27 protein-coding genes are annotated in these 25,013 nt (G+C 65.2%); 9 read left to right on the top strand and 18 right to left on the bottom strand.

Going from position 1 to position 25,013, the window contains the following annotated elements:
• Positions 1-113: 113 nt before the first annotated feature.
• From A7X65_RS04185 to A7X65_RS04165, 5 genes are all read left to right on the top strand, one after another.
• Positions 114-1,043: an alpha/beta fold hydrolase gene (locus A7X65_RS04185; protein WP_063684792.1), complete on the top strand. Its 930-nt coding sequence runs from the start codon at positions 114-116 to the stop codon at positions 1,041-1,043.
• Positions 1,040-1,636: a hypothetical protein gene (locus A7X65_RS04180; protein WP_063683052.1), complete on the top strand. Its 597-nt coding sequence runs from the start codon at positions 1,040-1,042 to the stop codon at positions 1,634-1,636. Before A7X65_RS04185 ends, A7X65_RS04180 begins: the two co-directional genes overlap by 4 nt.
• Positions 1,637-1,724: 88 nt before the next feature.
• The gene (locus A7X65_RS04175; protein ID WP_063683051.1) at positions 1,725-2,372 is read left to right on the top strand and encodes a CoA transferase subunit A; all 648 of its coding nucleotides are present in this window, start codon (positions 1,725-1,727) and stop codon (positions 2,370-2,372) included.
• A 3-nt stretch (positions 2,373-2,375) separates the two neighbouring features.
• Positions 2,376-3,026, top strand: coding sequence for a 3-oxoacid CoA-transferase subunit B (locus A7X65_RS04170; protein WP_063683050.1), 651 nt, complete (start codon positions 2,376-2,378; stop codon positions 3,024-3,026).
• An 11-nt stretch (positions 3,027-3,037) separates the two neighbouring features.
• Complete coding sequence (locus tag A7X65_RS04165; RefSeq protein ID WP_063683049.1) at positions 3,038-3,496, top strand: MaoC family dehydratase; 459 nt, start codon at positions 3,038-3,040, stop codon at positions 3,494-3,496.
• A gap of 181 nt (positions 3,497-3,677) precedes the next feature.
• Here A7X65_RS04165 and fabI read toward each other — a convergent pair whose 3' ends face one another.
• From fabI to recO, 6 genes are all read right to left on the bottom strand, one after another.
• Positions 3,678-4,466 (bottom strand): enoyl-ACP reductase FabI, encoded by a 789-nt coding sequence (gene fabI, locus A7X65_RS04160; protein WP_063683048.1) that lies wholly within the window; start codon positions 4,464-4,466, stop codon positions 3,678-3,680.
• Complete coding sequence (locus tag A7X65_RS04155) at positions 4,463-5,677, bottom strand: acetate/propionate family kinase (protein WP_063683047.1); 1,215 nt, start codon at positions 5,675-5,677, stop codon at positions 4,463-4,465. Before A7X65_RS04155 ends, fabI begins: the two co-directional genes overlap by 4 nt.
• 5 nt (positions 5,678-5,682) lie before the next feature.
• A complete protein-coding gene (locus A7X65_RS04150; RefSeq protein ID WP_063683046.1) occupies positions 5,683-6,642 on the bottom strand; it encodes a phosphate acetyltransferase in 960 nt (319 codons plus the stop codon).
• 29 nt (positions 6,643-6,671) lie between these two features.
• Entirely contained in the window at positions 6,672-8,894 is a 2,223-nt protein-coding gene (locus A7X65_RS04145; protein WP_063683045.1) for a DUF3141 domain-containing protein, read from the bottom strand.
• A 245-nt stretch (positions 8,895-9,139) separates the two neighbouring features.
• Positions 9,140-9,418, bottom strand: coding sequence for a hypothetical protein (locus A7X65_RS04140; protein ID WP_063683044.1), 279 nt, complete (start codon positions 9,416-9,418; stop codon positions 9,140-9,142).
• Positions 9,419-9,521: 103 nt separating this feature from the next.
• Positions 9,522-10,274, bottom strand: a complete 753-nt coding sequence (gene recO / locus A7X65_RS04135) for a DNA repair protein RecO (protein ID WP_063683043.1) — start codon at positions 10,272-10,274, stop codon at positions 9,522-9,524.
• Positions 10,275-10,332: 58 nt separating this feature from the next.
• On the opposite strand from recO, the gene A7X65_RS04130 reads away from it, so the two are divergent.
• A complete protein-coding gene (locus A7X65_RS04130) occupies positions 10,333-10,638 on the top strand; it encodes a hypothetical protein (protein WP_063683042.1) in 306 nt (101 codons plus the stop codon).
• 122 nt (positions 10,639-10,760) lie between these two features.
• Here the strand turns inward: A7X65_RS04130 and A7X65_RS04125 are convergent, their stop codons facing one another.
• The 8 genes from A7X65_RS04125 to rpoZ form a co-directional block, all read right to left on the bottom strand.
• Positions 10,761-11,141 carry a hypothetical protein gene (locus A7X65_RS04125; RefSeq protein ID WP_063683041.1) on the bottom strand — a complete coding sequence of 127 codons (381 nt, stop codon included), beginning with the start codon at positions 11,139-11,141 and terminating at the stop codon, positions 10,761-10,763.
• 21 nt (positions 11,142-11,162) lie between these two features.
• Positions 11,163-12,089 (bottom strand): GTPase Era, encoded by a 927-nt coding sequence (era, locus tag A7X65_RS04120; protein ID WP_063683040.1) that lies wholly within the window; start codon positions 12,087-12,089, stop codon positions 11,163-11,165.
• On the bottom strand, positions 12,079-12,960 hold the full coding sequence (gene rnc, locus A7X65_RS04115; protein WP_063683039.1) for a ribonuclease III: 882 nt from the start codon (positions 12,958-12,960) through the stop codon (positions 12,079-12,081). Before rnc ends, era begins: the two co-directional genes overlap by 11 nt.
• Positions 12,957-13,721: a signal peptidase I gene (gene lepB, locus A7X65_RS04110; RefSeq protein ID WP_063683038.1), complete on the bottom strand. Its 765-nt coding sequence runs from the start codon at positions 13,719-13,721 to the stop codon at positions 12,957-12,959. Before lepB ends, rnc begins: the two co-directional genes overlap by 4 nt.
• A 248-nt stretch (positions 13,722-13,969) precedes the next feature.
• Complete coding sequence (acpS, locus tag A7X65_RS04105; protein ID WP_063683037.1) at positions 13,970-14,389, bottom strand: holo-ACP synthase; 420 nt, start codon at positions 14,387-14,389, stop codon at positions 13,970-13,972.
• Positions 14,386-15,138, bottom strand: coding sequence for a pyridoxine 5'-phosphate synthase (locus A7X65_RS04100; RefSeq protein WP_063683036.1), 753 nt, complete (start codon positions 15,136-15,138; stop codon positions 14,386-14,388). The genes acpS and A7X65_RS04100 overlap by 4 nt, the downstream gene beginning before the upstream one ends.
• Before the next feature lie 45 nt (positions 15,139-15,183).
• Positions 15,184-17,469: a RelA/SpoT family protein gene (locus tag A7X65_RS04095; RefSeq protein WP_063683035.1), complete on the bottom strand. Its 2,286-nt coding sequence runs from the start codon at positions 17,467-17,469 to the stop codon at positions 15,184-15,186.
• Between the two features lie 209 nt (positions 17,470-17,678).
• Positions 17,679-18,071 carry a DNA-directed RNA polymerase subunit omega gene (gene rpoZ / locus A7X65_RS04090; RefSeq protein ID WP_008133017.1) on the bottom strand — a complete coding sequence of 131 codons (393 nt, stop codon included), beginning with the start codon at positions 18,069-18,071 and terminating at the stop codon, positions 17,679-17,681.
• 327 nt (positions 18,072-18,398) lie between these two features.
• On the opposite strand from rpoZ, the gene A7X65_RS04085 reads away from it, so the two are divergent.
• Complete coding sequence (locus tag A7X65_RS04085; RefSeq protein ID WP_018644573.1) at positions 18,399-19,046, top strand: LabA-like NYN domain-containing protein; 648 nt, start codon at positions 18,399-18,401, stop codon at positions 19,044-19,046.
• Complete coding sequence (locus tag A7X65_RS04080; protein ID WP_063683034.1) at positions 19,027-19,701, top strand: uracil-DNA glycosylase; 675 nt, start codon at positions 19,027-19,029, stop codon at positions 19,699-19,701. Before A7X65_RS04085 ends, A7X65_RS04080 begins: the two co-directional genes overlap by 20 nt.
• Positions 19,702-19,746: 45 nt before the next feature.
• On the opposite strand, the gene A7X65_RS04075 is transcribed toward A7X65_RS04080, so the two are convergent.
• Genes A7X65_RS04075 through dapA form a run of 4 tightly spaced genes read right to left on the bottom strand, consistent with a single transcriptional unit; the run spans position 19,747 to position 22,224 of the window.
• Complete coding sequence (locus tag A7X65_RS04075) at positions 19,747-20,328, bottom strand: peroxiredoxin (RefSeq protein ID WP_063683033.1); 582 nt, start codon at positions 20,326-20,328, stop codon at positions 19,747-19,749.
• A gap of 4 nt (positions 20,329-20,332) precedes the next feature.
• Positions 20,333-20,806, bottom strand: coding sequence for an SsrA-binding protein SmpB (gene smpB / locus A7X65_RS04070; protein ID WP_018644570.1), 474 nt, complete (start codon positions 20,804-20,806; stop codon positions 20,333-20,335).
• A 59-nt stretch (positions 20,807-20,865) separates the two neighbouring features.
• Positions 20,866-21,279, bottom strand: coding sequence for a large conductance mechanosensitive channel protein MscL (gene mscL / locus A7X65_RS04065; protein ID WP_063684791.1), 414 nt, complete (start codon positions 21,277-21,279; stop codon positions 20,866-20,868).
• A gap of 54 nt (positions 21,280-21,333) precedes the next feature.
• The gene (gene dapA, locus A7X65_RS04060) at positions 21,334-22,224 is read right to left on the bottom strand and encodes a 4-hydroxy-tetrahydrodipicolinate synthase (RefSeq protein WP_063683032.1); all 891 of its coding nucleotides are present in this window, start codon (positions 22,222-22,224) and stop codon (positions 21,334-21,336) included.
• 241 nt (positions 22,225-22,465) lie between these two features.
• On the opposite strand from dapA, the gene A7X65_RS04055 reads away from it, so the two are divergent.
• Entirely contained in the window at positions 22,466-24,928 is a 2,463-nt protein-coding gene (locus A7X65_RS04055; protein WP_063683031.1) for a lytic transglycosylase domain-containing protein, read from the top strand.
• Positions 24,929-25,013 lie beyond the last annotated feature (85 nt).

Genomic DNA, 25,013 nt, shown 5'->3' with positions numbered 1-25,013 from the left:
AATGTTTTGCGCGAACGCTAGGTCCGGCGTCCGAGGGAGGTTTGATTTAACTCAATGGAATCCGCACGCCGGCGTTGAGGATCGCGGCCATCATCATCTGGCCGGTCACCGCTATGCCCTTCCTCAGTCACGGCTCGTATCGTATCCGCTATGAGCTAGACGGGCCGCCGGGTGCGCCGACCTATGTCCTGGTGAACGGCCTTACGCAATATTCCGAGCTCTGGGGCAGCTATCGCGACGCGCTGACCACACGGCACTTTCGGGTCGCGACCTTCGACCTGCTCGGCCAGGGCATTTCCGACAAGCCCGCTTTGTTCATCGATCAGGACGACCATACCGCCGTGCTGCATCGCCTGATCGGTGAGCTCGGCGATGGTCCGGTGTTCCTCAGCGGCATCAGCTTCGGCGGCCTGATCGCGCTGCGCTATGCCATCGAGCACGGCGCGCGGCTGTCCGGGCTCGTGCCGATGAGCTGCTTTGCAGAGCTTTCGCCGCAACTCCTGCTGATCGGCAACGCCCTGCGTACCGGTCTCATCCTGGGCGGCACCGGCTATCTCCAGGATCTGCTGCTGCCGATGAACCTGTCGGACCAGTGGCTGAAGCCGCTGCTGGACAAGCTCGATAGCGTGAAACGGCAGGGATGGCTGGTGAACGACGTCTACGCTCTGCAGAACCTCATGGAGTCCTTCCTCGACTTCAAGCCGCTGACGCCACTGCTCTCCTCGATCACCGTCCCAACCATGATCCTGAACGGCGAGTTCGACTTCCTCACGCCGCGCGCGCTGCACGAAACGCTGCGTGTGGAGATTCCCGACAGCGCGCTCGTGATCATCCCGAAGGCCTACCACGCCTTCACGCTCGAGAAGGCCGCGCTCACCGCTGACCTCCTGGCCCGCTTCGCCGAAGACGTCATGGCTGGACGCTGGAAGGGCAACAAGCAAGTCTTGATCGCGCCGGACGATGCCGGCGGAGACTATTCGCCATTTCCCGCGGGCTACGACCATCTGCGCGCGATCCCCGTGCGGAGGACGGCGACGACATGAACGCATTCCTTGGACCGCTGGAGACCGACGGTCGCGTGCAGCCGCGCCAGCAGACGCGGGTCGCCGCGTTCCTGGTCTCGGCCCATGGTGCGCTGGCACGGCAATTCGCCGTCGCCCTGCCCGCGAAATTCGATGCGGCCTGGCAGGTCGAGTTGAACGCCCAGTTCTATCGCGAGAGCGAGATCGTCTCGCTGCTCGCGCGCGCGACCGCATGGGTTCCGGATTTCGCGCTAACCCACATGGTCGCGTCCTGGGAGATGGCCTGGCTTCCCGCTCCGGTCGAGGACATCGCCGATCCCGCCCGCGCGCAGGCCATTCACCTTGCGACCCTTGCGCATGCGATTCACGCGGGGATACGGCCGGCCGCCCTGCTGCCGACGGAAGCGAGCCAGAACGATCCTTTCGTCATGGCCCTGCGCCGCATCGAGTTCGAGAGCAGCCGGCTGTTGCAGGCACAGATCCTGTTTCTGAAGGGACCCGACCTGCTTCCTTTCCGGGATGCCGTCAGCGCGGCGCTCGAGCGGCGGCATGCCGAAGTGCGCCGGCTCTGGAACGAGACCCTGGAAAGCATCGGGATCGTCCAGCGCGAATGAACCGAGGCCTTGACGCAGATCAAGACTGCGAGACCTCCCGCCCGCAACATCGATCCAGCATCTGTCTGCCCGCCGCGGAGGTCCCTGCATGAAGGCCGTTTCCGTCGAAGAAGCCGTTGCGATGATCCCGGCCGGCGCCAGCGTCATGGTCGGCGGTTTCATGGGAGTCGGGACGCCGGAGCGCCTGCTCGACGAGCTCGTCCGGCAGAACAAGTCCGGCCTGTCCCTGATCTGCAATGACGCCGCCATACCTGGCAGAGGCGTCGGCAAGCTGTTCGATGCGGCGCTGGTCGCGAAGCTCACGGCGACGCATATCGGCCTCAATCCGAAGGCGCAGCAGCAGATGCTGGGGAACCAGATCGCCGTCGATCTCGTGCCGCAAGGCACCTTCGTCGAACGCATCCGGGCCGGCGGATGCGGACTCGGCGGCGTGCTGACTCCGACAGGCGTCGGCACCCTCGTCGCGGAAGGCAAACGCCAGATCGAGGTCGACGGCCAATCATTTCTGCTGGAGACGGCGTTGCGGGCACAATACGCGCTGGTCCACGCCTTCCTCGCCGACTATCTCGGCAACCTCGCCTATGCGCTGACGGCACGCAACTTCAACCCGATCATGGCGATGGCGGCGGACACGGTGATCGTGACGGTCGAGAACATCGTGCCGGTGGGCGTCATCGCGCCCGACCACGTCATGACGCCGGCACCCCTCGTCGATTACCTCATTACGAACGGGTGACATATGGATCCGCAGATCATCATCGCGCGGCGCGTCGCCAAGGAATTGAAGAGCGGCAACCTCGTCAATCTCGGCATCGGCATTCCCACGCTGGTGGCGAACTACGTTCCGGCGGATCTGAAAGTGTTCTTCCAGTCGGAGAACGGCCTGATCGGCACCGGACCGATTCCCGAGCAAGGCATGGCACACCCGACGCTCACCGACGCCGGCGGCCGGCCGATCAGCGCGCTGCCGGGCGCAGCGACCTTCGACAGCGCGATGTCGTTCGGCCTGATCCGCGGCGGCCATGTCGACATCACCGTGCTCGGCGGCCTCCAGGTCGACGCGCATGGCCTGCTCGCCAACTGGATGATCCCGGGCAAGATGGTTCCGGGCATGGGCGGTGCAATGGACCTCGTCAGCGGCGCCAAGCGCGTGATCGTCGCCATGCAGCATGCCGCGAAGGGCAAGTCGAAGATCGTCGCCAAATGCTCCCTGCCGTTGACGTCGGCGCGGCCGGTCAATCTCGTGGTGACCGACATGGCCGTGATCGGCTTTCCCGGCGGCAAGGCGACGCTGCTGGAGACGGCGCCCGGTATCAGCATCGGCGAGGTGTTGGCGGTGACGGAAGCGGAACTGACCGTTCCCGACACCGTCCCGGAGATGCAAATCTGACGAGGGGGATCATGCGCATATTCAGCGATTTCAGCGAGATCAAATCCGCGGTCGGCACCGAGATCGGCGTGAGCGACTGGGTCGAGGTGTCGCAGGACCGCATCAACCAGTTCGCGGAAGCGACCTGCGACGAGCAGTGGATCCATGTCGACCAGGAGCGCGCAGCCAGGGAGATGCCCGGCGGCAAGACCATCGCCCATGGCCTGCTGTCGCTCGCGCTCGCCCCGCTGTTCATCCGCTCGGTGATCGGCTTGAAGGGGCTCCGCAACACGCTGAACTACGGCGCCGACCGGATCAGATATCTCGCGCCGGTGCCGGCGGGCTCAAAGTTGCGCGGCCGCGTCAGCGTTGCGGAAGCCGAAGACGTGCCGCCCGACGGCCTGCGCGTGAACTACCATCTCGTGATCGAGATCGAGGGGGCCAAGAAGCCCGCCTGCGTCGCCGAACTGATCGCCCTGCACTACCGCTGACCAAAAAAGTTCGAAAACAACCCCATGCACAGTAGCGGCGGGTTGGAATCGTTACGCTTTTCGATCAGCGAATCTGCAGCCCCAAAAAGCTATTGTTCCGTCGGGCAAAACACCGGCATGATGCCACGATCAGCACTTCGCTCCGAGCCCGCCGGCCGCGACAGCGGACGCCCCCGCGCGATCAATCGATGACGTGGTAGCCGCCGTCGATGTAGAGCACGCCACCGGTAATCAGCTTGGCGCCGTCGAGCGCGAGGAACGCGGTGGCATTGCCGACATCGTCGATGCTGACCAGGCTGCGCGCCGGCGCCTTCGATTGCGCCTTGTCCATGAGCTCGTCGAACTCCGGAATGCCGGATGCGGCCCGGGTCGCCAGCGGTCCCGGCGAGATCGCGTGGACGCGAATGCCCTTCGGACCGAGCTCCGCAGCGATGTAGCGAACCGAGGCCTCAAGCGCGGCCTTGGCGACGCCCATCACGTTGTAGTTCTCGACCACCATCTGGCTGCCGTAATAGGTCATGGTGAACAACGTGCCGCCGTTCTTCATCAGCGGCTCGGCAAGATGCGCCATGCGCATGAACGACCAGCACGAAACATCCATGGTCTTGAGGAAGCCGTCGCGGCCGACGTCGACGACGCGTCCGTGCAGGGCCTCCTTGGGCGAGAAGGCGATCGAATGGAGCAGGAAGTCGAGCTGCCCCCACTCGGATGCGATACGCTCGAACACCGCCTCTGTCTGGCCCTCGACCATGACGTCGAGCGGCATGAAGATCGGCGCCTCCAGCGCCTTGGCGAGCGGCTCGACGTGTTTCTTGGCGCGATCGTTCAGATAGGTGACGGCGAGATCGGCGCCGAGCGCGCGAAACGCCCGCGCGCAACCCCAAGCGATCGACTGGTCGTTGGCGATGCCGACGATCAGGCCCTTCTTGCCCTTGAGGGCCACCTTGCTGTCGGGGAATACGGGGATCATGACACCCTCTCAGATCGTGTGTTGTGCGATTGGCCATTCATCAGCAGCGACAGCGTGTGCTGCGCGATCATCAGTTCCTCGTCGGTCGGGATGACGTAGACGGGGATACGGCTGCCAGCCTCCGAGATCAGCCGCGCATGGCGGGCGTTCTCGCCGGCATCGAGCACGGCGCCGAGCCATTCGAGCCGGCTGGCGACGCGCGCGCGGATCGAGGACGAGTTCTCGCCGATGCCGGCCGTGAACACGAAGGCGTCCAGCCCCTGCAGGGCGGCGGCCAGCATGCCGGCATTGAGGCCGATGCGGTAAACGAAACAATCGATCGCGAGCCGCGCGTGCGGGTCGGTGCTCGCTTCCAGCTCGCGCATATCGTTGCTGATGCCCGAGAGGCCCTTCAGCCCGCATTCGCGGTAGAGAAAGTCCTGCACCTTTGCGGCCGGCATGCCCTTCTCGGAGATGAGGTAGAGCACCACACCGGGGTCGATCTGTCCGGGACGCGTTCCCATCGGCAGGCCGTCGAGCGCCGTGAAGCCCATCGTGCTTTCGACGCTGCGGCCGTCCTTCAATGCGCACATCGAGGCGCCGCTGCCGAGATGGGCGACGATCACGCGCCCCTTGGCGATGTCGGGCGCCACGCTCGGCAAAGTCCGGGCGATGTATTCGTAGGACAGCCCGTGAAATCCGTAACGCCTGACGCCCTCGGCATGGAGCTGATGCGGAATGGCGTAGTGGTCCGCGACGGCGTCATGGGTGCGATGGAAGGCCGTGTCGAAGCACGCGACCTGCGGCAGCGCCGGGAAATTCGTAAGCAACGAGCGGATCGGCGCGAGATTGTGCGGCTGATGCAGCGGCGCCAGGGATACGAAACGTTCGAGACGCGACACCACGCCATGATCGATCAGCACCGGCTTTGCGTAGTCCGGTCCCCCGTGCACGACCCGGTGCCCGACCGCGATCGGCGTGACGCGCAGCTCGTCGCGCAGCCAGGCGCCGGCAACGGCCATCGCCGCCGGAACGTCAGGCACGGTCTCGATCGGATAGGCGCGATCGGCCAGCGCATCACCGCCTGCGCCGCTTGCCCGCAGCCGCGGCCGGCTGCCGATGCCGTCGATCTGTCCCTTGATGTGCCGGCGAAGGGTGCCCTCACCCTCGATCGCATAGACCTGAAACTTGACGCTGGAGGAGCCTGCGTTGACGACGAGGATCGTCTCCATGGCGATCACGCGGCCACTGTCGGCGCCTTCTGGCGCCGGGCGTGCGCATACAGCGCCGCGACCGCGCAGGAGGCCATCCGTGCACGCGGCGAATCCGCGCGCGACGTCAGGACGACGGGCACCCGCGCACCGAGCACGATGCCGGCGCCATCCGCCTTGGCGAAATAAGCGAGGTTCTTGGCCAGCATGTTGCCGGACTCCAGGTCCGGGACAACGAGGATCTGCGCCCGACCGGCGACCTCGGATACGATGCCCTTGATCCGTGCGGCTTCCGGGTCGATTGCATTGTCGAACGCCAGCGGACCATCGAGCAGGCCACCGGTGATCTGGCCGCGATCGGCCATTTTGCAGAGAGCCGCGGCCTCGATCGTCGAGGGGATTTTCGACGTCACGGTCTCGACCGCCGACAGGATCGCAACCCGCGGCGTCCGGCCGAAGCCGGCCTGGTTATAGAGATCGATCGCGTTCTGGATGATGTCGCGCTTGGCGTCGAGATCAGGGAAGATGTTGATCGCGGCATCCGTGACGAAGATGGTGTCGGTATAGGCCGGCACGTCCATGACGAAGACATGGCTGATGCGCCGGTCGGTGCGCAGGCCGCCGACCTTGGCGGTGACGGCACGCATCAATTCGTCGGTGTGCAGGCTGCCCTTCATCAGCAGCTCGCCCTTGGCGGCATGGATCAGCTCGACGCCTTTGGCTGCGGCATCGTCGCTATGCGCGGCGTCAACGATCTCAAAGCCGGAGATGTCGAGATCGAACTTTGCGGCCGTGTCCCTGATCCTCCGCTCCGGCCCGACGAGGATTGGCCGGATGATGCCGGCACTCGCGCTGTCGACGGTCCCGCGCAGGGACGTCTCGTCGCAGGGATGCACGACGACGGTCGGCGTCGGGGGAGCGGCCCTGGCCGCCGCGATCAACCGGTCGTACTTGCTGCCGGTCTCGTGCGTCGTATCGGCCGACATGATGTTACTCCCGTCTCCGCCAATCCGCGCTACGATGCTCTTGCCTGAGGGTCGAAAGGGGCAACGTTGGAGGTCACCTCGCCCTCTCCGTCCAGGCCAAACAGCACGGCAACGCGCCGCAAGCGATTGGCGCGCTCGCCGGTGATGTCCTCGCTCGCCGACAGCACCTCGCGCATCGCGGCGAAGGCCGCGCGCCGCTTGTTCATGTCGTCGGGCAACAGGCCCGGAATGGCGGCCAGGGCGCGCTCCCGATCCAGCAGCAGCATGAAGAACTGCTCCCGCACCAGCATCTTGAATTCGGACAGCGTCATCCGGGCGCCGGCCTGGTCGCGCCGGACCTGGCGCAGCGCCTCGATGCTGCGCTCGTCCACCATGCCGCGCGCCGAGCCGACATAAAGCAGCGCCCGCAGCGCCGCCTCGCGGAGGCCGCCCTCGCCGATACGCGACTTCAATTCGGCGATCCGCTTCTCGAGCATGGCGCGATGCTCGTCCGACATCTCGCGGCGGCGCGAGGGCACAGACTCCGGATCGACGCCGACGGCGGCCTGGAGCACCGGCGAGCCGTAGAGATTGAGGAACATGGTTTCGCTCAGCGCCTCCTGCGCGTCGCGCCAGCTATCGAGCGCATGAACGATCTGCTTGGACATCTGCTCCTGGAACGCCAGGAACGGATTGTCCTTCGAAACCGGCCTGCGGTTGTCCTCGACCCGGTCGGCGGCCGATTTGACGCTGGACATCCAGGGATTCTTGCTGCTGAAGGCCTCATATTGCAGCCGCAGCGGATGCATGTTGCGGGCGAAGTCCGCCATTTGCGGCGTCACCATCTTCTTGACCCAGGGCTGCACGAATTTCTGATAGGCCGCGAGGTTGAGCTCGGAGATGCGCTTGGCGGCTGCGAAGCGGCGCTCGTCCTCCGGCGAATTGCCGCCCATGGCGCGGATATCGTCCAGGGTGCGGGCCTCGCAGCGCATCACCCAATGGCCTTCCGCGAGATCGGCGTTGATCGTCTTGTCGCCGCGAGCCTCGAACGTGGCCTCGTAGAGCCCCGGCGGCAGCACGTCGATCAGATCGATGTTGCTGGAGAATTCCGCATGCTCCTTCTTCGCCACGCCGCCGGAGACGAAGATGCCGAGATGGCCGATGTTCTCGTGAACGGTATAGACGATGGTCTGGCCGTAAGCCCTGATCTCATCGACGTCGGAATAGCATTCCAGGATCCAGTCCAGCGCCTGCTGCGGCGGGGTGACGTTGTCGCCCTTGGAGCAGAACACCACGATCGGCGAACGGATGTTGCGCAGGTCGACCTTCTGTCCATCCGACATCTCGATGCGCCCGGCGGCGAGATTGTTGCCGATGAACAGTTCATCGACGATGAACTGGATCTCCTCGGCATTGAGGTTGACGTGCCCGCCCCACCAGCGCTCGAAGTCGAGATAGCGCTCCGCCTCGGTATCGACCTTGGAATAGACGTTGTACTGCTTGGTCCAGAGCGTGTTCGACGGGTTCTGGTTCTCGAAGTTCTGCACCAGCCAGGCGCCGTCGAACTTACCGGCGCCGAGATCGCTGGTCAGTGCCGTCAGCCAGCTTCCGCCCAGCAGTCCGCCGGAATAGCGCATCGGATATTTGCCGTGCACGCCGGCCCAATAGGCGAGCGGCGCGCCGGCGATGATCAGCGGACCGAACAGCTCCGGCCGCAGCGATGCCAGGATCATGACGGCCCAGCCCGCCTGGCAGTTGCCGATCACGCAGGGCTTGCCGTCGGCATCGGGGTGGCGGCTGATAACAGTCTCGATGAATGTCGCTTCGGCGCGCGCGATGCGCTCGATGGTCTGGCCCGGCACCGGCTCGGGCAGGAAGCCGATGAAATAGCAGGGATGTCCCGCCTTCATCGCGACGCCGATCTCGCTGTCGGCCTTGAAGCCGCCGATGCCCGGACCGTGGCCGGCACGCGGATCGACCACGACGAACGGCCGCCGGCTCATATCGATCTCGACATCCTTGGGGGGAATGATGCGCACCAGCGCATAATTGACCGGCTCGTCCAGCGTGCGGCCGTCGGTGATCAATTCGGCAGCATATTGCAGCACATGCGGCGCCGTCTGCGTGACGTGCTCGCGATACTGGTCGCCGCGCTGGCGCATGATGTCGAGGAACAGGACGCTGCGCTGTCCGGCATCGACCAGATATTCGACGGCGGATGCGACAAGGCCCGACAACGGACCATCGGGCAGTTTCAGATTTTCCATCGCCATGTTCGACCTCGCCGTCGCGCACGGCCATTCAACGAGGGCCGGACATGCGGGTGTTGATTTAGGTCAACGGTCAAAGATGCGCGGAATCTGATCGGGCCGATATGGTGCGCAAATCTACGCACACAGGCGAGCGAACACGTCCCGCGCGCTGCGCAGCGTGCGGGCTATTGCGTGATCAAATCATCGCGCCGCCGCGCCATGGGCGCGCCGGCGATCGCTGAATTGTCATCAAATGCAGAAACGGTCTATTGCCCGGCCCAGCCCGCTGTCACAGTCTGCTGGGTTTTGGGCTGCGCGGTGGCCGGCGCATTGGCCACGCAGCGGCGGGCGGCCTCGATCTCGGCCTCCGTCGCACCATGGGACCGCGCCCATGTCTCTGCGGCCGCAGCGGAATATTTGGCCACATAGTACCGCACGACGGTGCAGGAGGCGCGTCGAAACACGCCCGGTTGCGGCTCTCCGGCCGTTGCTTCAGGCGCAAGCGCAACCAGCGCCGCGGACAAGGCAAATCCTCTGATCAACATTTAGGCTGTCCCCGTTGTGGAACCCTGAGGGAGCGAACGCGATCGGCCCGATTTCGTTCCGGGGGAACCCCATGCCGAGGGGCAAGGCAGAGACGCGATCAGCTCATGGCGAGGGGAGAGCCGCCCTCGCCTGCTGCCGCATGAGGGCATTGATGAAGCCGGCCCGCGCGTCCGAATGGGCCTGCCCGCGCGGCTCGAGCACATGGCGCAGCAGGAACAGGCCGGTCAGCCGGAAGCCGTCCTGGAGGTCCTGCTCGGTGAGTTCGCTGGCGGCTTCGCCATGGCGCAGGAACGGCGGCAGCCGCAGCAGCCGGTCGCGCCACGGCTCGCCCGCGCCGCGCGACACCGCGCCGCCCGACTTCGGCGAGACGTAGATCAGATCCGTGGTCTCGCCGGTGACCGCGCAGTTCTCCAGGGCCAGTCCGAAGCCAAGCTCGGCGAGCATCGCCAGCTCGAAATGGATCAGATGCACGGCCGCGCTGCCGATGTCGTCGAAATCGTCGAGCGAATGTTCGAGCAGCGCGAAGATCTCCTCGTGCGGGTCGCGCTCCGGCAGCAGCCGCGCGATCGAGGCCAGATGGGTCACGCCGTAGACGCCATGGGACGACCCGAGCAGCGTCGCCGCGCGCAGCTTCAGGCCCTCGATCGCATAGGTGCCGAGATGCTCGTCGAGCCGCGCCCGCCACACCGCGCTGACGCTGTTGCCCGGCTGCAGCAGCGGCCGCAGCCGCGAGCTCGCACCACCGCGGACGAGGCCGAGATGCCGGCCATGCGCGCGTGTCAGCAGCTCGACGATGGCGCTGGATTCGCCATGCCGCCGCACGCCCAGCACGATGCCTTCGTCGGTCCATTCCATATGTTAAGTATAACGCGATATGCCTTGATGCAGAAGTTCGGACACGCCCGGGATCACGATGGCCAGCATCATTTTCGACCTGATCGCGGTCGTTCTCGAACTGGTGTTCTGGGTCGTCTGGGCGGCACTGCCGACCGTTCTCTATTTCACTGCACTCGCGCTGCTATTTGTCGCCACGTTCGGCAGGATCACCGTCGAATTCCCGGAAACCTTGAGACGGATCGGCTGGACAGGCCTCTTGCAGATCACGCGGAAGGGCGAGGGCCGGGTGATCCTGTCACCGGCGCTCGGGGTGATCGTGGGCTTCGTGATCTGGGCCGTCATCGTGAGCGCGGCGATTATCGTCCACGCGTACCGATCGTAGGTCGCAAAAATCGTAGGGTGGGCAAACCGAAGCGTGCCCACGAATTTTGACTACGACGCGATTATGGTGGGCACGGCGCGCAAGGGCGCGCCTTTGCCCACCCTACGGCACCGCGCGAGACGCTACGCGTTGAACCAGCCCTGGGCGTCGCCGCTGAAGGAGAAATACAGGCCCATCGTCGTCAGCACGCAGGAGACGATCTCGATGGCGCTGTCGAGCTCCATGCCCTTCTCGCCGATGATCTGGCCGAGCGAGATCACTGACAGCACCAGCGCCGCCGCCAGCACCCAGCGCGGCCAGTTCTTGCGCCAATGCGCGGCCAGCCAGACGAAATAGACCAGCAGCAGGATCATGCCGCCGGCGAGAAGCGTCGCCGTCATGATCATCTGCTCGGTCATCTCGGCATTGGGCGTGCGGTCCTGCACCGCGACCGACACGGCATCCAGCATCAACGATGCATAGAGCAACGCTTCGAAGCGCTGGACGTTGGCGGGCAGGCTCATCGGTGATCGATCTTTTCTTCGTTATTCTTTGGGGAAGTCCAGGCCCATCTCGCGATAGCGATCGGGATCGTCACCCCAGTTCTCGCGCACCTTGACGAACAGGAACAGATGCACCGGCACGTCCAGGATCTGCATCAGCTCCTTGCGCGAGTCCGCGCCGATCGATTTGATCGTGGCGCCGCCCTTGCCGAGCACGATCTTGCGCTGGCTTTCGCGCTCGACGAAGATCGTCTGCTCGATCCGCACCGACTTGTCCTTGCGCTCCTCCCATTTGTCGGTCTCGACCGTGGACTGGTAGGGCAATTCCTGGTGCAGCTTCTGATAGATCTTCTCGCGCGTGATTTCGGCGGCGAGCTGCCGCATCGGCGCGTCCGACATCTGGTCTTCGGGATAGAGATACGGGCCCGGCGGCACCATCTCGGCCAGCGTCGTGCGGATATCGTCGACGCCGTCGCCCGAGATCGCCGCGATCATGAAGGTCTTCGCGAACTTCATGCGCTCGTTGGCGGCTTGCGCCAGCGCCAGCAGCTTCTCGCGTTGGACAAGGTCGACCTTGTTGATGACCAGGATCTTCTCGTGATTGACGCTGGCTGCCTTGGCGAGGATCGCCTCGGCCTCCTCGTCGATCCCGGTCTTGGCATCGAGCAGCACGCAGACGAGGTCGGCGTCATGCGCCCCGCTCCAGGCGGTCGAGACCATGGCGCGGTCGAGCCGGCGCTTGGGCAAGAAGATGCCGGGCGTGTCGACCAGGATGATCTGCGCGTTGTTCTCGATGACGATGCCGCGGATCAGCGCGCGCGTGGTCTGCACCTTGCGCGAGACGATCGTGACCTTGGCCCCGACCAGCGCATTGACCAGCGTGGACTTGCCGACATTGGGCGCGCCGATCAGCGCGACGAAACCGCAGCGCGTCGCGGTGGGCGCTTCGCCGCTCGCTTCAGCCGTCATTGCTGCCGCCAACACCTTCACGTTCGATCATCACCGAAGCTGCTACTTTCTCTGCTGCGCGTTTGCTGCCGCCGATGCCTTCGGCCGGCGCCAGTCCCGGCAGGTCGACGGCGACGCGGAATTGCGGATCGTGATGCGGGCCGGTGCGCTCGACCTCGCGGTAGACCGGGGTCGGCAGCCCCTTCCCCTGCGCCCATTCCTGCAGCACGGTCTTGGGATCGCGCAACGGACGCCGCGGCTTGTGCATGCGCTCGGTCCAGTTGCGCTTGACGAACTCGGATGCCGCGGCATGGCCGCCATCGAGGAAGATGGCGCCGATCACGGCCTCGCAGATGTCGCCGAGGATGGATTTGCGCAGGCGGGCATCGGCGCTGGAGCCGACCGAGCCGAGCTTGATGTCGTCGAGCAGGCCGAGCGACTTGGCCACGTCCGCGCAGCTCTCCTTGCGCACGAGCTCGGCGAGACGCTTGGACAGCTCGCCTTCGTCGGCGTTCGGGAAGGCATGGTAGAGCATGTCGGAGACGACGAGACCGAGCACGTGGTCGCCGAGGAATTCCAGTCGCTGATAGCTGTCGCCGCGCTTGCGCCCGGACTTCAACGCCGAGACGTGCGTGATCGCCTGCATCAGCAGGTTCGGATCAGTGAAGGCGTGCCCGATGCGCGCCTCGAGCGCCGCGTTCGCGTCCGAGCTCTTGGCCTTGCTGCTGCGTGCCCGCTTCTTCTTCGCGGGCGTTTTGGCTTCAGCCGTCTTGCCCTCCGAAGCCTTGCCTTCAGAAACCTTGGTCGCAAGCGTGTTGGCGGCAGCTTCGCCGTCAGAGACGGCTTGCGCGTCGATCGGTTGGGTCGTGATGTCCTTGGCTTCGTCTTTCATCGGACGATTTTGAAGAAGCGATTCCAGCGCACGGCCCACGGCCAGCGCCAGAACATCCAGGCATGCTCGCCTTCGGCGATCGAGAAGAAGATCATCTGGGCGCGGCCGATCAGGTTCTCCTGCGGCACATAGCCGACCTGGCCGAGGAAGCGGCTGTCGGTGGAGTTGTCGCGATTGTCGCCCATCATGAAGAAATGGCCGGCCGGCACGGTGTAGACGTTGGTGTTGTCCATGTAGCCGTTGTCGGCGCAGTCCAGCGTCTCGTAGGACACGCCGTTCGGCAGCGTCTCCTTCCAGCGTTTCACCCGGGAGATCGCACCGCTTTCGGCGCCGCAGGGATCCTCGCCGACATACTCGCTCATGCGCTGCCGCTCGACCGGCGTGTCGTTGATGTAGAGCAGCCCGTCCCGCATCTGGATGCGGTCGCCGGGAAGGCCGATCACGCGCTTGATGTAGTCGGTGGAATCGTCCTTGGGCAGGCGGAATACGACGATGTCGCCGCGGTTCGGGTCCGAGCCCCAGATCCGCCCCGAGAACAGCGGCGGCGAGAACGGGATCGAATAGTGGCTATAGCCGTAGGAATATTTCGAGACGAACAGATAGTCGCCGACCAGCAGCGTCGCCTTCATCGAGCCGGACGGGATGTTGAATGGCTGGAACAGGAACGTGCGGATCACCAGCGCGATCAGGAGGGCGTGGATGACGACCCGGATCGTTTCGCCGACGCCGCTTTCAGTTTTCGTTCCCGAAGTCACGCTCATTGCTCTCTCAATTCCGGCCGGCGGTCACAGAGCGCCCTCCTCCCGCGAACAGCCCATCGCTCGCGGCGCAAGGAGATTGTCCTGATTCTGATAATGAGGGCCAATTCCGGCGTAAAGCCGAATTCGCCCAGCCTGATTTGCGTCGGCGGACTTTTAGACGGTTGTCGGGGGCCACGCAATCAAGGATCGCATCAAAACTGCCCAAGACATTGATTTTTAAAGAGATTTATAAAACGCCCGCCGAACGGTCAGGACTTCGGCAGCGGAACGGCGGAAATGATGACGAAGGCCTGGGCCAGCGGCCAGTCATCGGTGATCGACAGGTCGATCCGGGCCTCGAATCCCGCCGGGGTCAGGGTCTGGAGCCGGGCCAGCGCCCCGCCGGTCAGCTGCATGGTCGGCCGCCCCCCCGGCAGGTTGACCACCCCCATGTCGCGCCACCAGACGCCGAGACGGATGCCGGTGCCGAGGGCCTTGGAACAGGCCTCCTTGGCGGCAAAGCGCTTGGCATAGGTCGCCACCACCATCTTCTCGTTCTTGGCGCGGCGCTCCGCCTTGGCCCGCTCGGCCGCAGTGAAGATGCGGTCGAGGAAACGCTCGCCATGGCGCTCGATCACCTTGGCCACGCGGGTAATGTCGATCAGGTCGGAGCCGATGCCGATGATCATGCCCGGCTCCGGCCACGGTCCATCGCCGCGCGCATCTTGCGCACCGTCTCGGCAAGACCCACGAACAGTGCCTCACCGATCATGTAGTAGCCGATGTTGAGCTCCATGATCTCCGGCAGGCCGGCGATCTTCTCCGCGGTGGCGTAGTCGAGCCCGTGGCCGGCGTGGACCTCGAGCCCGGCGTTCTTGGCTAGTTTCACGCCCGCAACGATCCGCGCCCATTCGGACTCGGCCTTTTCGGTATGGCCGTCGGTGACGGCGTCGCACCAGGCGCCGGTGTGGATCTCGATCACGGGCGCGCGCAGCCGGGCCGCCATCTCGATCTGCGCGGGGTCGGCGGCGATGAACAGCGAGACGCGGATGCCGGCCTCGCTCAGCCGCGCGATGTAGGGCGCGAGCGCGTTGTGCTGGCCGACCACGTCGAGGCCGCCTTCGGTCGTCACCTCCTGGCGGCGCTCCGGCACCAGGCAGACCGCGTGCGGCCTGGTGGCGAGCGAGATTCGCATCATGTCGTCGGTCGCCGCCATCTCGAAATTCAGCGGCTTGGAGATTTCCGCCTTCAGCCGCGCCATGTCTTCGTCGCGGATATGCCGGCGGTCCTCGCGCAAGTGAGCGGTGATGCCGTCGGCGCCGGCCTCGATGGCCAGCAGCGCGGCGCGCACCGGATCGGGATGGCGGCCGCCGCGCGCGTTACGCACGGTTGCGACGTGATCGATATTGACGCCGAGGCGGAGCGGAGATGCGGGCATTTCAGGACTCACGAAATCGGAGGGACGGACGCGTGCAATCAGCGCCTATCCATTAACACGTTCGACGCGGGCAACGACCGCCTTCGCGCGCAACTGGGCGAGGATCGCGCTCAGGTGCTTCAGATCGTAGACTTCGAGATCGATCGTCGTCTCCGTGAAATCGGGCGAGCGGCGCTGCATGCTGATGTTGTCGATGTTGCCGTCGTGCTCGGCGATCACGGTCGCGATCTGCGCCAGCGCGCCGGGCTCGTTGACGTTCTCGACCCTGATGCGGGCCGGGAAACGCTGCGGCGCGGTGTCCTCGATGTCCCAGCGCACGTCCAGCCAGCGCTCCGGCTCCTCCTCGAAATCCTTCAGGGCGGGCGCCTGGATCGGGTAGATGGTGATGCCCTCGCCCGGCGTGACGATGCCGACGATGCGGTCGCCGGGCACCGCGCCGCCGTTCGGCGCGAACTTCACCGGCAGGTCGGAATTGATACCGCGGATCGGGATCGCGACCGGGCTGCGCGGCGGCTCGGACGACTTCTCCTTGATCTTGGCGGCGAGGCCCTTCTTGATGCCGTAACGGGCGACCCGCTCCTCCTTGTAATCCGGATACATCGCGCGCGCGACGTGGGAGGCCTTGATCTCGCCGCGCCCCACGGCCGCCATGACGTCCTCGATCGAGGTGCGGGCCAGCCGCGGCAGCGCGCCCTTGAGCTTGTCGTCGGCGTATTCGATCTTGGCGCGCTCGAACAGGCGTTCGACGATGCGCCGGCCGAGGCCGACATACTGGTCGCGCACGGCGGTGCGCGTGGCGCGGCGGATCGCGGCGCGCGCCTTGCCGGTCACCGCCAGCGTTTCCCAGGCCGACGGCGGCGCCGATTGCGCCTCCGACGTCAGCACCTCGACCTCGTCGCCGTTCTGCAGCTCCGAGGACAGCGGCGAGAACTTGCCGTTGATCTTGCAGCCGACGGCGCTGTTGCCGACGTCGGTATGCACGGCATAGGCGAAGTCGATCACATTGGCATGGCGCGGCAGCGCGATGAGCTTGCCCTTCGGCGTGAAGCAGAACACCTGGTCGTGGAACAGCTCGAGCTTGGTGTGCTCGAGGAACTCCTCGGGATTGGCGCTCTCGGAGAGGATGCCGACGGTGTGGCGCAGCCAGGCGAACGCGTTGGATTCGCGCTTGAGGAATTCGGTCGGGGAGCCCACACCCTCCTTGTAGAAGACGTGCGCGGCAATGCCGCGCTCGGCGATCTGGTCCATCGCTTCGGTGCGGATCTGCAGCTCGACGCGCTGGTTGCCCGGGCCGATCACCGTGGTGTGGATCGAGCGGTAGTCGTTCTGCTTCGGCGTCGAGATGTAGTCCTTGAAGCGGCCGGGCACGACAGGCCAGGTGGTGTGGACGATGCCGAGCGCGCGATAGCAGGCCTCGATGTCGTTGACGACGAGGCGAAAGCCGAAAATGTCCGACAATTGCTCGAAGCCGACCGACTTGCGCTCCATCTTGGTCCAGATCGAGAACGGCTTCTTGCGGCGGCCATAGACCCGCGCGCCCAGACCCCGGTGACGCAGATTGTTGGAGAGCTGGTCCTCGATCTCGCCGATCAGGTTGCGGTTGCGCTCGGCGAGCGCATCGAGCCGCTGCATCACCACCGAATAGGCCTCGGGATCGAGGGTGCGGAAGGACAGATCCTCCAGCTCCTCGCGCATTTCCTGCATGCCCATGCGCCCGGCCAGCGGCGCGTAGATGTCGAGCGTCTCCTCGGCGATGCGCCTGCGTGATTCCGTCGGCACGAATTCCAGCGTGCGCATGTTGTGCAGGCGGTCGGCGAGCTTGACCAGCAGCACGCGGACATCGTCGGCAATCGCCAGCAACAATTTGCGCAGGTTCTCGGCCTGCTTGGCCTCGCGCGACACCAGCTCCAGCCGCTTCAGCTTGGTCAGGCCCTCGACCAGCGCTCCGATCTCGGGTCCGAAGATCTGGTCGATCTCGGCCCGCGTCGCCTCGGTGTCCTCGATCGTGTCGTGCAGCAGCGCGGCCACGATGGTGGCGTCGTCGAGCTTCAGGTCGGTGAGAATCGCCGCCACTTCGAGCGGGTGCGAAAAATACGGATCGCCCGAGGCACGCGTCTGCGAGCCGTGCGCCTTCATGGCGTAGACATAGGCGCGGTTCAGCAGGTCTTCGTTGGTGTTGGGATTGTAGGACCTGACGCGCTCGACGAGGTCATATTGACGCATCATGCGCGCGCGCGGCTTTGCGGGGCGCGCGACCTGCGCAGTCGGGACCACGGCAACCGATTCGGTTGCGGCCTGCATCTGCGTGGATCTCCGGCGCCGATATACCATTCCGTCCTGCCTTCAAACGGACCACGAGGCGGCCCGTTGTATACATCTTAGCCCCGATCGCGCGTGCGTCAGTTCAATTCGGTGACAGGTTCGCAGCGCCCATCGACAACACTATGGTAACCACGAAAACGCCAACAAAAGCAAAGGCCCGAACAACGGTTCGGGCCTTTGATAAGATCACAAGAAGTCGATGATTGCGACGGGACGATTTACTCGTCTTCCTCGGGCTGCTCCTCCGGCGGAGCGAGGCCTTCCAGGCCCTTCAGGAGCTCCTCTTCGGTCATGCGCTCGACAGCAACTTCGGTATCGTCCGCATCGACGCTGGCGCCGGCGGAACCGATCAGCGGCACCGTATCGGGCTCGGGCTCGTCGACCTCGACGAACTTCTGGAGCGAGTGCACCAGCTCCTCGCGGAGGTCCTCCGGCGAGATGGTCGTGTCGGCAATTTCGCGCAAAGACACAACAGGGTTCTTGTCGTTATCGCGGTCAACCGTTAGTTGTGAACCTGACGAAATCATGCGGGCGCGGTGGGCGGCCAGCAGGACCAGGTCAAACCGGTTGTCGACCTTGTCGATACAATCTTCTACGGTGACGCGAGCCATAGACTGTCGCTCCGTTGTGGGTGGGACGAAATATGTGGATGATTGGGGGTAGTTATAGGGGACAGGGCGATTTCGCAAGGCCAATTTGTGATTTGGCCTCGCCAAATGGCTCTGATACCCCCACATTGGGGCTGGGATGGGTGATTTCCCGGGCTGCCATCGAGGGCGGCGCCGGGTGTATGAGAGTCCGCCATAACTATACCTTGATTGCCCCGACTTCTCCGGATTTGCGGTTTCGACGGGTTTAGGCGCTATGGGACTGCGCGGCTGGGGGCCGCCGCGCCAACAATAAACGATCAATCACGACACACTACGCGAGCAAACTGAATGTCACCTTCTCCTACCAACAAGATCGCGCTCTTCATCGACGGGGCCAATCTCTACGCGACGGCGAAAACTCTGGGCTTCGACATCGACTACAAGCGCTTGCTGAAGGAGTTTCAGAGCCGCGGGACGCTGCTCCGGGCGTTCTACTACACCGCCATCATCGAGGATCAGGAATACTCCTCGATCCGTCCGCTGATCGACTGGCTCGACTACAACGGCTACACCGTCGTCACCAAGGCGACCAAGGAATTCATCGACGCCTCCGGCCGCCGCAAGGTCAAAGGCAACATGGACATCGAGCTCGCGGTGGACGCCATGGAGCTCGCCGAGCACATCGACCAGATGGTGCTGTTCTCGGGTGACGGCGACTTCCGCTCCCTGGTCGAGGCCGTCCAGCGCCGCGGCGTCCGGGTGACCGTGGTCTCCACCATCGCCAGCCAGCCGCCGATGATCGCCGACGAGCTGCGCCGCCAGGCCGACGTCTTCACCGATCTCGTCGAGCTGCAGTCCAAGCTCGGCCGCGACCCGTCCGAACGTCCCGCCCCGCGCGACCGCGGCGAGCGTGGCGAGGGACGCCATCACGCCCCGCAGTTCCTCCAGCGCGCGACCACCATGGCGCCGAGGGGCGATGACGACTTCGAGGAGTGAGGCGGTCCGGTCAAGCCGCCAGCCCCCCACCCTCGTCCCCGACCGCGATTGTCCGCTCTGTCCGCGCCTGGTCGCCTTTCGCGAGGCGAACCGCGCGCGGGAGCCGTTGTGGCACAATGCCCCCGTCCCGCCCTTCGGCGACATCACGGCGCGTCTGCTGATCGTGGGCCTTGCGCCGGGGATGCAGGGCGCCAACCGCACCGGGCGCCCCTTCACCGGCGACTATGCCGGCGACCTGCTCTACGCGACGCTGCTCGAATACGGCTTCGCCAAGGGGACCTATCAGGCGCGGCCCGATGACGGGATGAAGCTCGTGGACTGCCGAATCGCCAATGCCGTGCATTGCGTTCCGCCGCAAAACAAGCCGCTTCCGGTCGAGATCAACACCTGCCGCCAGTTCCTCGTCGCGAATCTCGAGACCATGCCGAAGCTGCGCGCGATCGTGGCGCTGGGGCGGATTGCGCACGATAGCGTGCTCAAGCCGCTGAAGCTGAAGGCCTCGCAGGCCCCCTTCGGCCACGGGGCGGTGCATCAGGCCGGCGCCTTCAAGCTGTACGACAGCTATCATTGCTCGCGCTACAACACGAACACCGGCGTGCTGACCACCGACATGTTCCGCAGCGTGTTCGCGAAGATCAGGGCCGACCTCGACTAGGCCTTGCCTCGGATCAGGCTTTGGCCTGGATCAGGACTTCTCGGTTCAGGATTTGGCCGGATTGGCCTTCAGCCAGTCCAAGACGTCGCCGGCGTTCCGGTCGGGCGGGAACACCGGATAGAACACATGCGTGATCCTGGCGTCGTCGATGACGAGCGCGAGGCGCTTGATCAGCGTCAGGCCCGCGACCTCCATGGTCGGCAAGTTCAACGCGCGCGTCAGCGCCAGCTTCTCGTCCGAGAGCACGGGGAATGGCAGGTGCAGGCGCGAGGCCATCTCGGTCTGGTATTCATTGCTCTGAGTCGAAAGGCCGAACACATGGGCGGCACCGGCAGCCTTCAGCTCGGCAAACAGATCGCGGAACGCGCAAGTCTGCGGCGTGCACCCGCGTGCGCCCGGAATCATGTCCCAATCATCGACCAGCGCGATCTTGCCCGGCTCACCTGTCCGCGGATAGGCGAACACCACGGTCCGGCCTGGAAGTGCCGACAGCGTCACCGACCTGTCGTCGGTCGCGAGCAGGCCGATCGGCGGCAACGTCATGCCGGTCAGATGCGCGGCACCGCCGTCATCGGCGGGCGCCGGGATCTGGCTCCAGTCGACCTCGAGCAGGTTGCGCTGGTTCATCGCACTATCCCCTCGCCCGCAGCAGCCGGCCCTTCTCCCGGCTCCAGTCGCGCTTCTTCTCGCTCTCGCGCTTGTCGTGCAGCTTCTTGCCCTTCGCAACCGCGAGCTGCAATTTGGCGCGACCACGCTCGTTGAAGTAGAGCTTGAGCGGGATCAGCGTCATGCCCTCGCGATCGACCGCGCCCATCAGCTTGTTGATCTGGCGGCGATGCAGCAGCAGCTTTCGCGGCCGCTTCGGCTCGTGATTGAAGCGGTTGCCCTGGAGATATTCCGGGATGGTGGCGTTGATCAGCCAGATCTCGCCGTCCTTGGAGTCGGCATAGGATTCGGCGATCGTGCTCTTGCCGTTGCGGATCGACTTCACCTCGGTGCCGGTCAGTGCAATGCCCGCCTCGATCGTGTCCTCGATCGCATAGTTGAAGCGGGCCTTGCGATTTTCCGCCATGACCTTGATCGGACGTTCGTTCTTATCGGCCATGACCTACAAACCTGATCGACATACGCGCGTAAGCTAACAGTTTGGACGAAGGGCGCGCGTCACTTCTTGAGGAGATCGCGGATCTCCGTCAGCAGTACGACTTCCGCCGACGGCTTCGCCGGCTCGGCGGGCTTGGTCTCTTCCTTCCGCTTCAGCGTGTTCATGGCGCGGATCACCAGGAACAGCACGAAGGCGACGATGATGAAGTTGATCGTCAGCGTGAGGAAGCTACCGTAAGCGAGGACCGCGCCTTGCTTTTTCGCATCCGCCAGATTGGTGGCGGTCACCGCCTTCGACAACGGAATGTAGTAGTTCGAGAAGTCGAGACCGCCGGTCGCAGCACCTATGATCGGCATGATGACGTCGCCGACCAGCGACGTGACGATGGCGCCGAAGGCCGCGCCGATGATGACGCCGACCGCGAGGTCGACGACATTGCCCTTCATGGCGAACTCGCGGAACTCCGTGAGCATCTTCCTGCCCTTTTCGTCGACGCTCATGAACGGCTCCCCCCGATTGCTATTTCATCAGTTGATCAGTCCCGCGTGCACCATGGCGCTGCGCACCGCAACGCGCGTCGGCTCGGAGACCGGAACCATCGGCAGCCGCAGCGTCTCGTCGAGCTTGCCGATCAGGGACATCGCGTACTTGATCGGCGCCGGGTTGCTTTCGATGAACAGGTTGTTGTGCAGCGGCATCAGCTTGTCGTGGATCGCGAGCGCCGCCTTGGTGTCGCCCTTGGCCCAGGCCGCCTGGAACTCCGAGCACAGCCGCGGCGCGACGTTCGAGGTCACCGAGATGCAGCCATGACCGCCATGGGCCATGTAGCCGAGGATGGTCGCATCCTCGCCGGAGAGCTGGTTGAAGTCCTCGCCCATCGCAGCACGCTGCTGCGAAACGCGAACCATGCTTGCGGTGGCGTCCTTGACGCCGGCGATGTTCTTCAGCTCCCACAGCCGCTTCATGGTGTCGACCGACATGTCGATCACCGAGCGCGGCGGGATGTTGTAGATGATGATCGGAATCCCGATCGCATCGTTGATCGCCTTGAAGTGCTGGTACATGCCTTCCTGGGTCGGCTTGTTGTAGTAGGGCGTCACCACCAGCACGGCATTGGCGCCCGCCTTCTCGGCGTGCTGGGCAAGCTCGATCGCTTCCTTGGTCGAATTGGAGCCGGCGCCGGCGACCACGGGAACGCGGCCCTTGGCCTCCTCGATGCACCATTCGACGACCTTCTTGTGCTCGTCATGGCTGAGCGTCGGGCTCTCGCCGGTCGTGCCGACCGGGACCAGGCCGTTGGTGCCCTCTGAGATCTGCCAGTTGACCAGGGAGCGGAACGCCGCCTCGTCCAGCGAGCCGTTCTTGAACGGCGTGACCAAGGCGGTGAACGATCCCCGGAATTTCGTCTTGGCTGCCATGGACTTCCTCCGTACGCGGCAATCTTGAGAGCAAGCCCCATACATATCGGGTCTGTCCCGCTGGTAAAAGGGCCGCTGCCGCGTGACGCACTGTTTAGGCCGCGATTTTGCCGCGGTGGTGGTGCAAACCCGCCGAAAGTAAGCGGCTGTTGGTATTTTGTCCGCATATTCAATCGAATACCGAGAGATCCTGTACAGATAGGTCTTGAGCCACTTGACTGATTCGGGGCGACGAAACGCCGTGACCTGCTTCCCGCGCGCCGCATGGAGATCCCTAGGTCTGGTCGTGAGCCTGGCGGCAGGGCTGTCGGTCGGCTGCGCCGCCTTGGCCAAGTCCAACGAGACGGCCGCCGAAGGGTCCAAGGAGACCGCGAAGCCAGCGGCAAAGGACGGCGCGAAAGGACCTGCCAAGGGATCGGCAAAGGACGCTGGCAAGGACAAGGGAACCGGCAAGGACGCGGCGAAGGCCGGCGCGGCCAAGAATACGGCTAAGGGTGCGGCCGCCGCCCCGGCCAAGGACGCCGCGAAGAAGCCGGCCCAGGATGCCGCAAAGAGCGCCGGCAAGGACACCACCAAGGATAAGCCCAAGCCCGCCGCAGCGGCCGCTGCGGCAAAGCCGCATCCGGCGGCAAGCGGCTTCTCCTCCAAGCCGGCGCCCGCCCCGGCCGTGACGGCCACCGTCAAACCGACCGCCCCGGCCCCGGCCAAACCGATTGCGGCGCCCGTGCTTGCGCCCGCGACCCGCCAGCACGCCGCGCCGCGCAAGCCGGTCACGCCGGCCGCGGTCGCTGCGACCTCGTCGACGTCGCAGGCCGACAAGGACACGCTGGAGAACGTCATCGAGCTCGTGCGCAAGCGCAAGGCGGGCGACGCCAGCAACTACGCCGCCTCCATCTCCGATCCCGTCGCGCGGAAGCTTGCGGAGTGGATCATCCTGCGCAGCGAGGACAACGGCGCGACCGTCGAGCGCTACCGCGCCTTCCTCTCGGCCAATCCGAGCTGGCCGTCGCAGACCTTCCTGCGCCGCCGGCTCGAGGCCGCGATGTGGGACGACAGGCGCGACGAGTCGGTCGCCTGGTCCTGGTTCGAGAATGAATCCCCGATCTCCGCCAAGGGCCGCTTCACGCTCGCCAGGGCGATGCTGGCGCGCGGCGACCGCGCCAATGCCGAGCGACTGGTGCGCGAGGCCTGGCGCAGCGATCCGATGTCGGAGGACACCGAGAACAACGCGCTCGACCAGTTCGGCGCCCTGCTGACGGCGGGCGACCAGAAGGCGCGGATGGATACCCTGCTCTACGGCAGCGAGAACGAGGCCGCGCTGCGCGCCGCAAAGCGCCTCGGCGCCGGCTACATCGCGTTGGCCAAGGCCCGCATCGCCGCCGTCAAGAAGGCCCCCAACGCGCGCGCCCTGCTCGATGCGGTGCCGCGCGAGCTGCACAACGATCCCGGCTTCATCTTCAGCAAGATCCAGCTGCTGCGCCGCGAGGAGAAGTTTGCCGAGGCCGCCCAGCTGATGCTGGCGGCGCCGAAGGATCCGAACCGGCTCTACAATCTCGACGAATGGTGGATCGAGCGGCGCCTCCTGGCGCGCAAGATGATCGACACCGAGGAGTTCCGCAGCGCCTATCTGATCGCGCGCGATGCGGCCCTGCCCTCGCGCGACATCTACAAGACCGAGCAGGAATTCACCGCGGGGTGGATCGCGCTGCGCTTCCTCAACGATCCCGCCACCGCCGCCCAGCATTTCGCCCGTATCGGCGTCGGCAGCGTCAACCCGACCACGCTGGCGCGCGCCGGCTACTGGCAGGGCCGCGCCGCGGAAGCCGCCGGCCGCCAGCAGGAGGCGCGCAACGCCTATGCCCGCGCCGCCGAGCAGTCCACCAGCTATTACGGCCAGCTCGCGCGCGCAAAACTAGGCCTGCCGCAGATCGAGCTGAACAGCCAGCCGCGCGGCCGCGGCGCCGAGCGCCTCGAGATCGTCCGCGCCGCGCAGCTGCTCTACGAGCTCGACGAGCGCGAGATGGCGATACCGATGCTCGCCGACATGGGCGAGAACGGCGATCCCGAAGCGCTCGCGGGCCTCGGCGAGGTCACCCAGCGCTACAGCGACGCACGCGGCATGCTGCTGCTCGGCAAGGCCGCGCTCAACCGCGGCCTGCCGTTCGACTTCTACGCCTACCCGGTCAACGGCATTCCGCAGTTCACGCCGATCGGCCCCGAGGTCGAACGCAGCATCGTCTACGCCATCGCGCGGCAGGAGAGCGCCTTCAACCCGTCGGTGGTCTCACCGGCGCAGGCCTACGGCCTGATGCAGGTGACGCCGGACGCCGCCCGCTATGTCTGCAAGCGCCACGGCGCGACCTATGACCTCGGACGGCTCAAGAACGATTCGGTCTACAACGCCACGCTCGGCTCGGCCGAGCTCGGCGGGCTGCTCGAGGACTATCGCGGCTCCTACATCATGACGTTTGCCGCCTACAATGCCGGCCGCGGCAGCGTGAAGAAATGGGTCGACCGCTACGGCGATCCGCGCGACGCGAAGGTCGATGCGGTCGACTGGGTCGAGCTGATCCCGTTCTCCGAGACGCGCAATTACGTGCAGCGGATCATGGAGAACCTGCAGGTCTACCGCGCCCGTTTCGGCGGCGGCACGCGCCTGCAGATCGAGGCCGATCTGCGCCGCGGCGCCGGCAGCGTCGAGTAGCCACTCTCCTGGCGGGCCAACGCACGGCCCTCACGCGCCAGACGGTCTGGATTGAGTAAACCCCTGCACCGTCTCCAGGATGGAG

Origin of the sequence: Bradyrhizobium stylosanthis, assembly GCF_001641335.1 — a bacterium.
GTDB classification, from domain to species: domain Bacteria; phylum Pseudomonadota; class Alphaproteobacteria; order Rhizobiales; family Xanthobacteraceae; genus Bradyrhizobium; species Bradyrhizobium stylosanthis.
Note: the sequence above shows the minus strand (reverse complement) of the source record. Positions and strands in the feature narration are given on the sequence as shown.

Bases quoted from the DNA above. Each gene is read 5' to 3' on its own strand.
- A7X65_RS04185 (WP_063684792.1), top strand. From the start codon at position 114: ATGCCCTTCCTCAGTCACGGCTCGTATCGTATCCGCTATGAGCTAGAC.
- A7X65_RS04180 (WP_063683052.1), top strand. From the start codon at position 1,040: ATGAACGCATTCCTTGGACCGCTGGAGACCGACGGTCGCGTGCAGCCG.
- A7X65_RS04175 (WP_063683051.1), top strand. From the start codon at position 1,725: ATGAAGGCCGTTTCCGTCGAAGAAGCCGTTGCGATGATCCCGGCCGGC.
- A7X65_RS04170 (WP_063683050.1), top strand. From the start codon at position 2,376: ATGGATCCGCAGATCATCATCGCGCGGCGCGTCGCCAAGGAATTGAAG.
- A7X65_RS04165 (WP_063683049.1), top strand. From the start codon at position 3,038: ATGCGCATATTCAGCGATTTCAGCGAGATCAAATCCGCGGTCGGCACC.
- fabI (WP_063683048.1), bottom strand. From the start codon at position 4,466: ATGATCCCCGTATTCCCCGACAGCAAGGTGGCCCTCAAGGGCAAGAAG.
- A7X65_RS04155 (WP_063683047.1), bottom strand. From the start codon at position 5,677: ATGGAGACGATCCTCGTCGTCAACGCAGGCTCCTCCAGCGTCAAGTTT.
- A7X65_RS04150 (WP_063683046.1), bottom strand. From the start codon at position 6,642: ATGTCGGCCGATACGACGCACGAGACCGGCAGCAAGTACGACCGGTTG.
- A7X65_RS04145 (WP_063683045.1), bottom strand. From the start codon at position 8,894: ATGGCGATGGAAAATCTGAAACTGCCCGATGGTCCGTTGTCGGGCCTT.
- A7X65_RS04140 (WP_063683044.1), bottom strand. From the start codon at position 9,418: ATGTTGATCAGAGGATTTGCCTTGTCCGCGGCGCTGGTTGCGCTTGCG.
- recO (WP_063683043.1), bottom strand. From the start codon at position 10,274: ATGGAATGGACCGACGAAGGCATCGTGCTGGGCGTGCGGCGGCATGGC.
- A7X65_RS04130 (WP_063683042.1), top strand. From the start codon at position 10,333: ATGGCCAGCATCATTTTCGACCTGATCGCGGTCGTTCTCGAACTGGTG.
- A7X65_RS04125 (WP_063683041.1), bottom strand. From the start codon at position 11,141: ATGAGCCTGCCCGCCAACGTCCAGCGCTTCGAAGCGTTGCTCTATGCA.
- era (WP_063683040.1), bottom strand. From the start codon at position 12,089: ATGACGGCTGAAGCGAGCGGCGAAGCGCCCACCGCGACGCGCTGCGGT.
- rnc (WP_063683039.1), bottom strand. From the start codon at position 12,960: ATGAAAGACGAAGCCAAGGACATCACGACCCAACCGATCGACGCGCAA.
- lepB (WP_063683038.1), bottom strand. From the start codon at position 13,721: ATGAGCGTGACTTCGGGAACGAAAACTGAAAGCGGCGTCGGCGAAACG.
- acpS (WP_063683037.1), bottom strand. From the start codon at position 14,389: ATGATCATCGGCATCGGCTCCGACCTGATCGACATTACCCGCGTGGCC.
- A7X65_RS04100 (WP_063683036.1), bottom strand. From the start codon at position 15,138: ATGCCCGCATCTCCGCTCCGCCTCGGCGTCAATATCGATCACGTCGCA.
- A7X65_RS04095 (WP_063683035.1), bottom strand. From the start codon at position 17,469: ATGGTATATCGGCGCCGGAGATCCACGCAGATGCAGGCCGCAACCGAA.
- rpoZ (WP_008133017.1), bottom strand. From the start codon at position 18,071: ATGGCTCGCGTCACCGTAGAAGATTGTATCGACAAGGTCGACAACCGG.
- A7X65_RS04085 (WP_018644573.1), top strand. From the start codon at position 18,399: ATGTCACCTTCTCCTACCAACAAGATCGCGCTCTTCATCGACGGGGCC.
- A7X65_RS04080 (WP_063683034.1), top strand. From the start codon at position 19,027: ATGACGACTTCGAGGAGTGAGGCGGTCCGGTCAAGCCGCCAGCCCCCC.
- A7X65_RS04075 (WP_063683033.1), bottom strand. From the start codon at position 20,328: ATGAACCAGCGCAACCTGCTCGAGGTCGACTGGAGCCAGATCCCGGCG.
- smpB (WP_018644570.1), bottom strand. From the start codon at position 20,806: ATGGCCGATAAGAACGAACGTCCGATCAAGGTCATGGCGGAAAATCGC.
- mscL (WP_063684791.1), bottom strand. From the start codon at position 21,279: ATGCTCACGGAGTTCCGCGAGTTCGCCATGAAGGGCAATGTCGTCGAC.
- dapA (WP_063683032.1), bottom strand. From the start codon at position 22,224: ATGGCAGCCAAGACGAAATTCCGGGGATCGTTCACCGCCTTGGTCACG.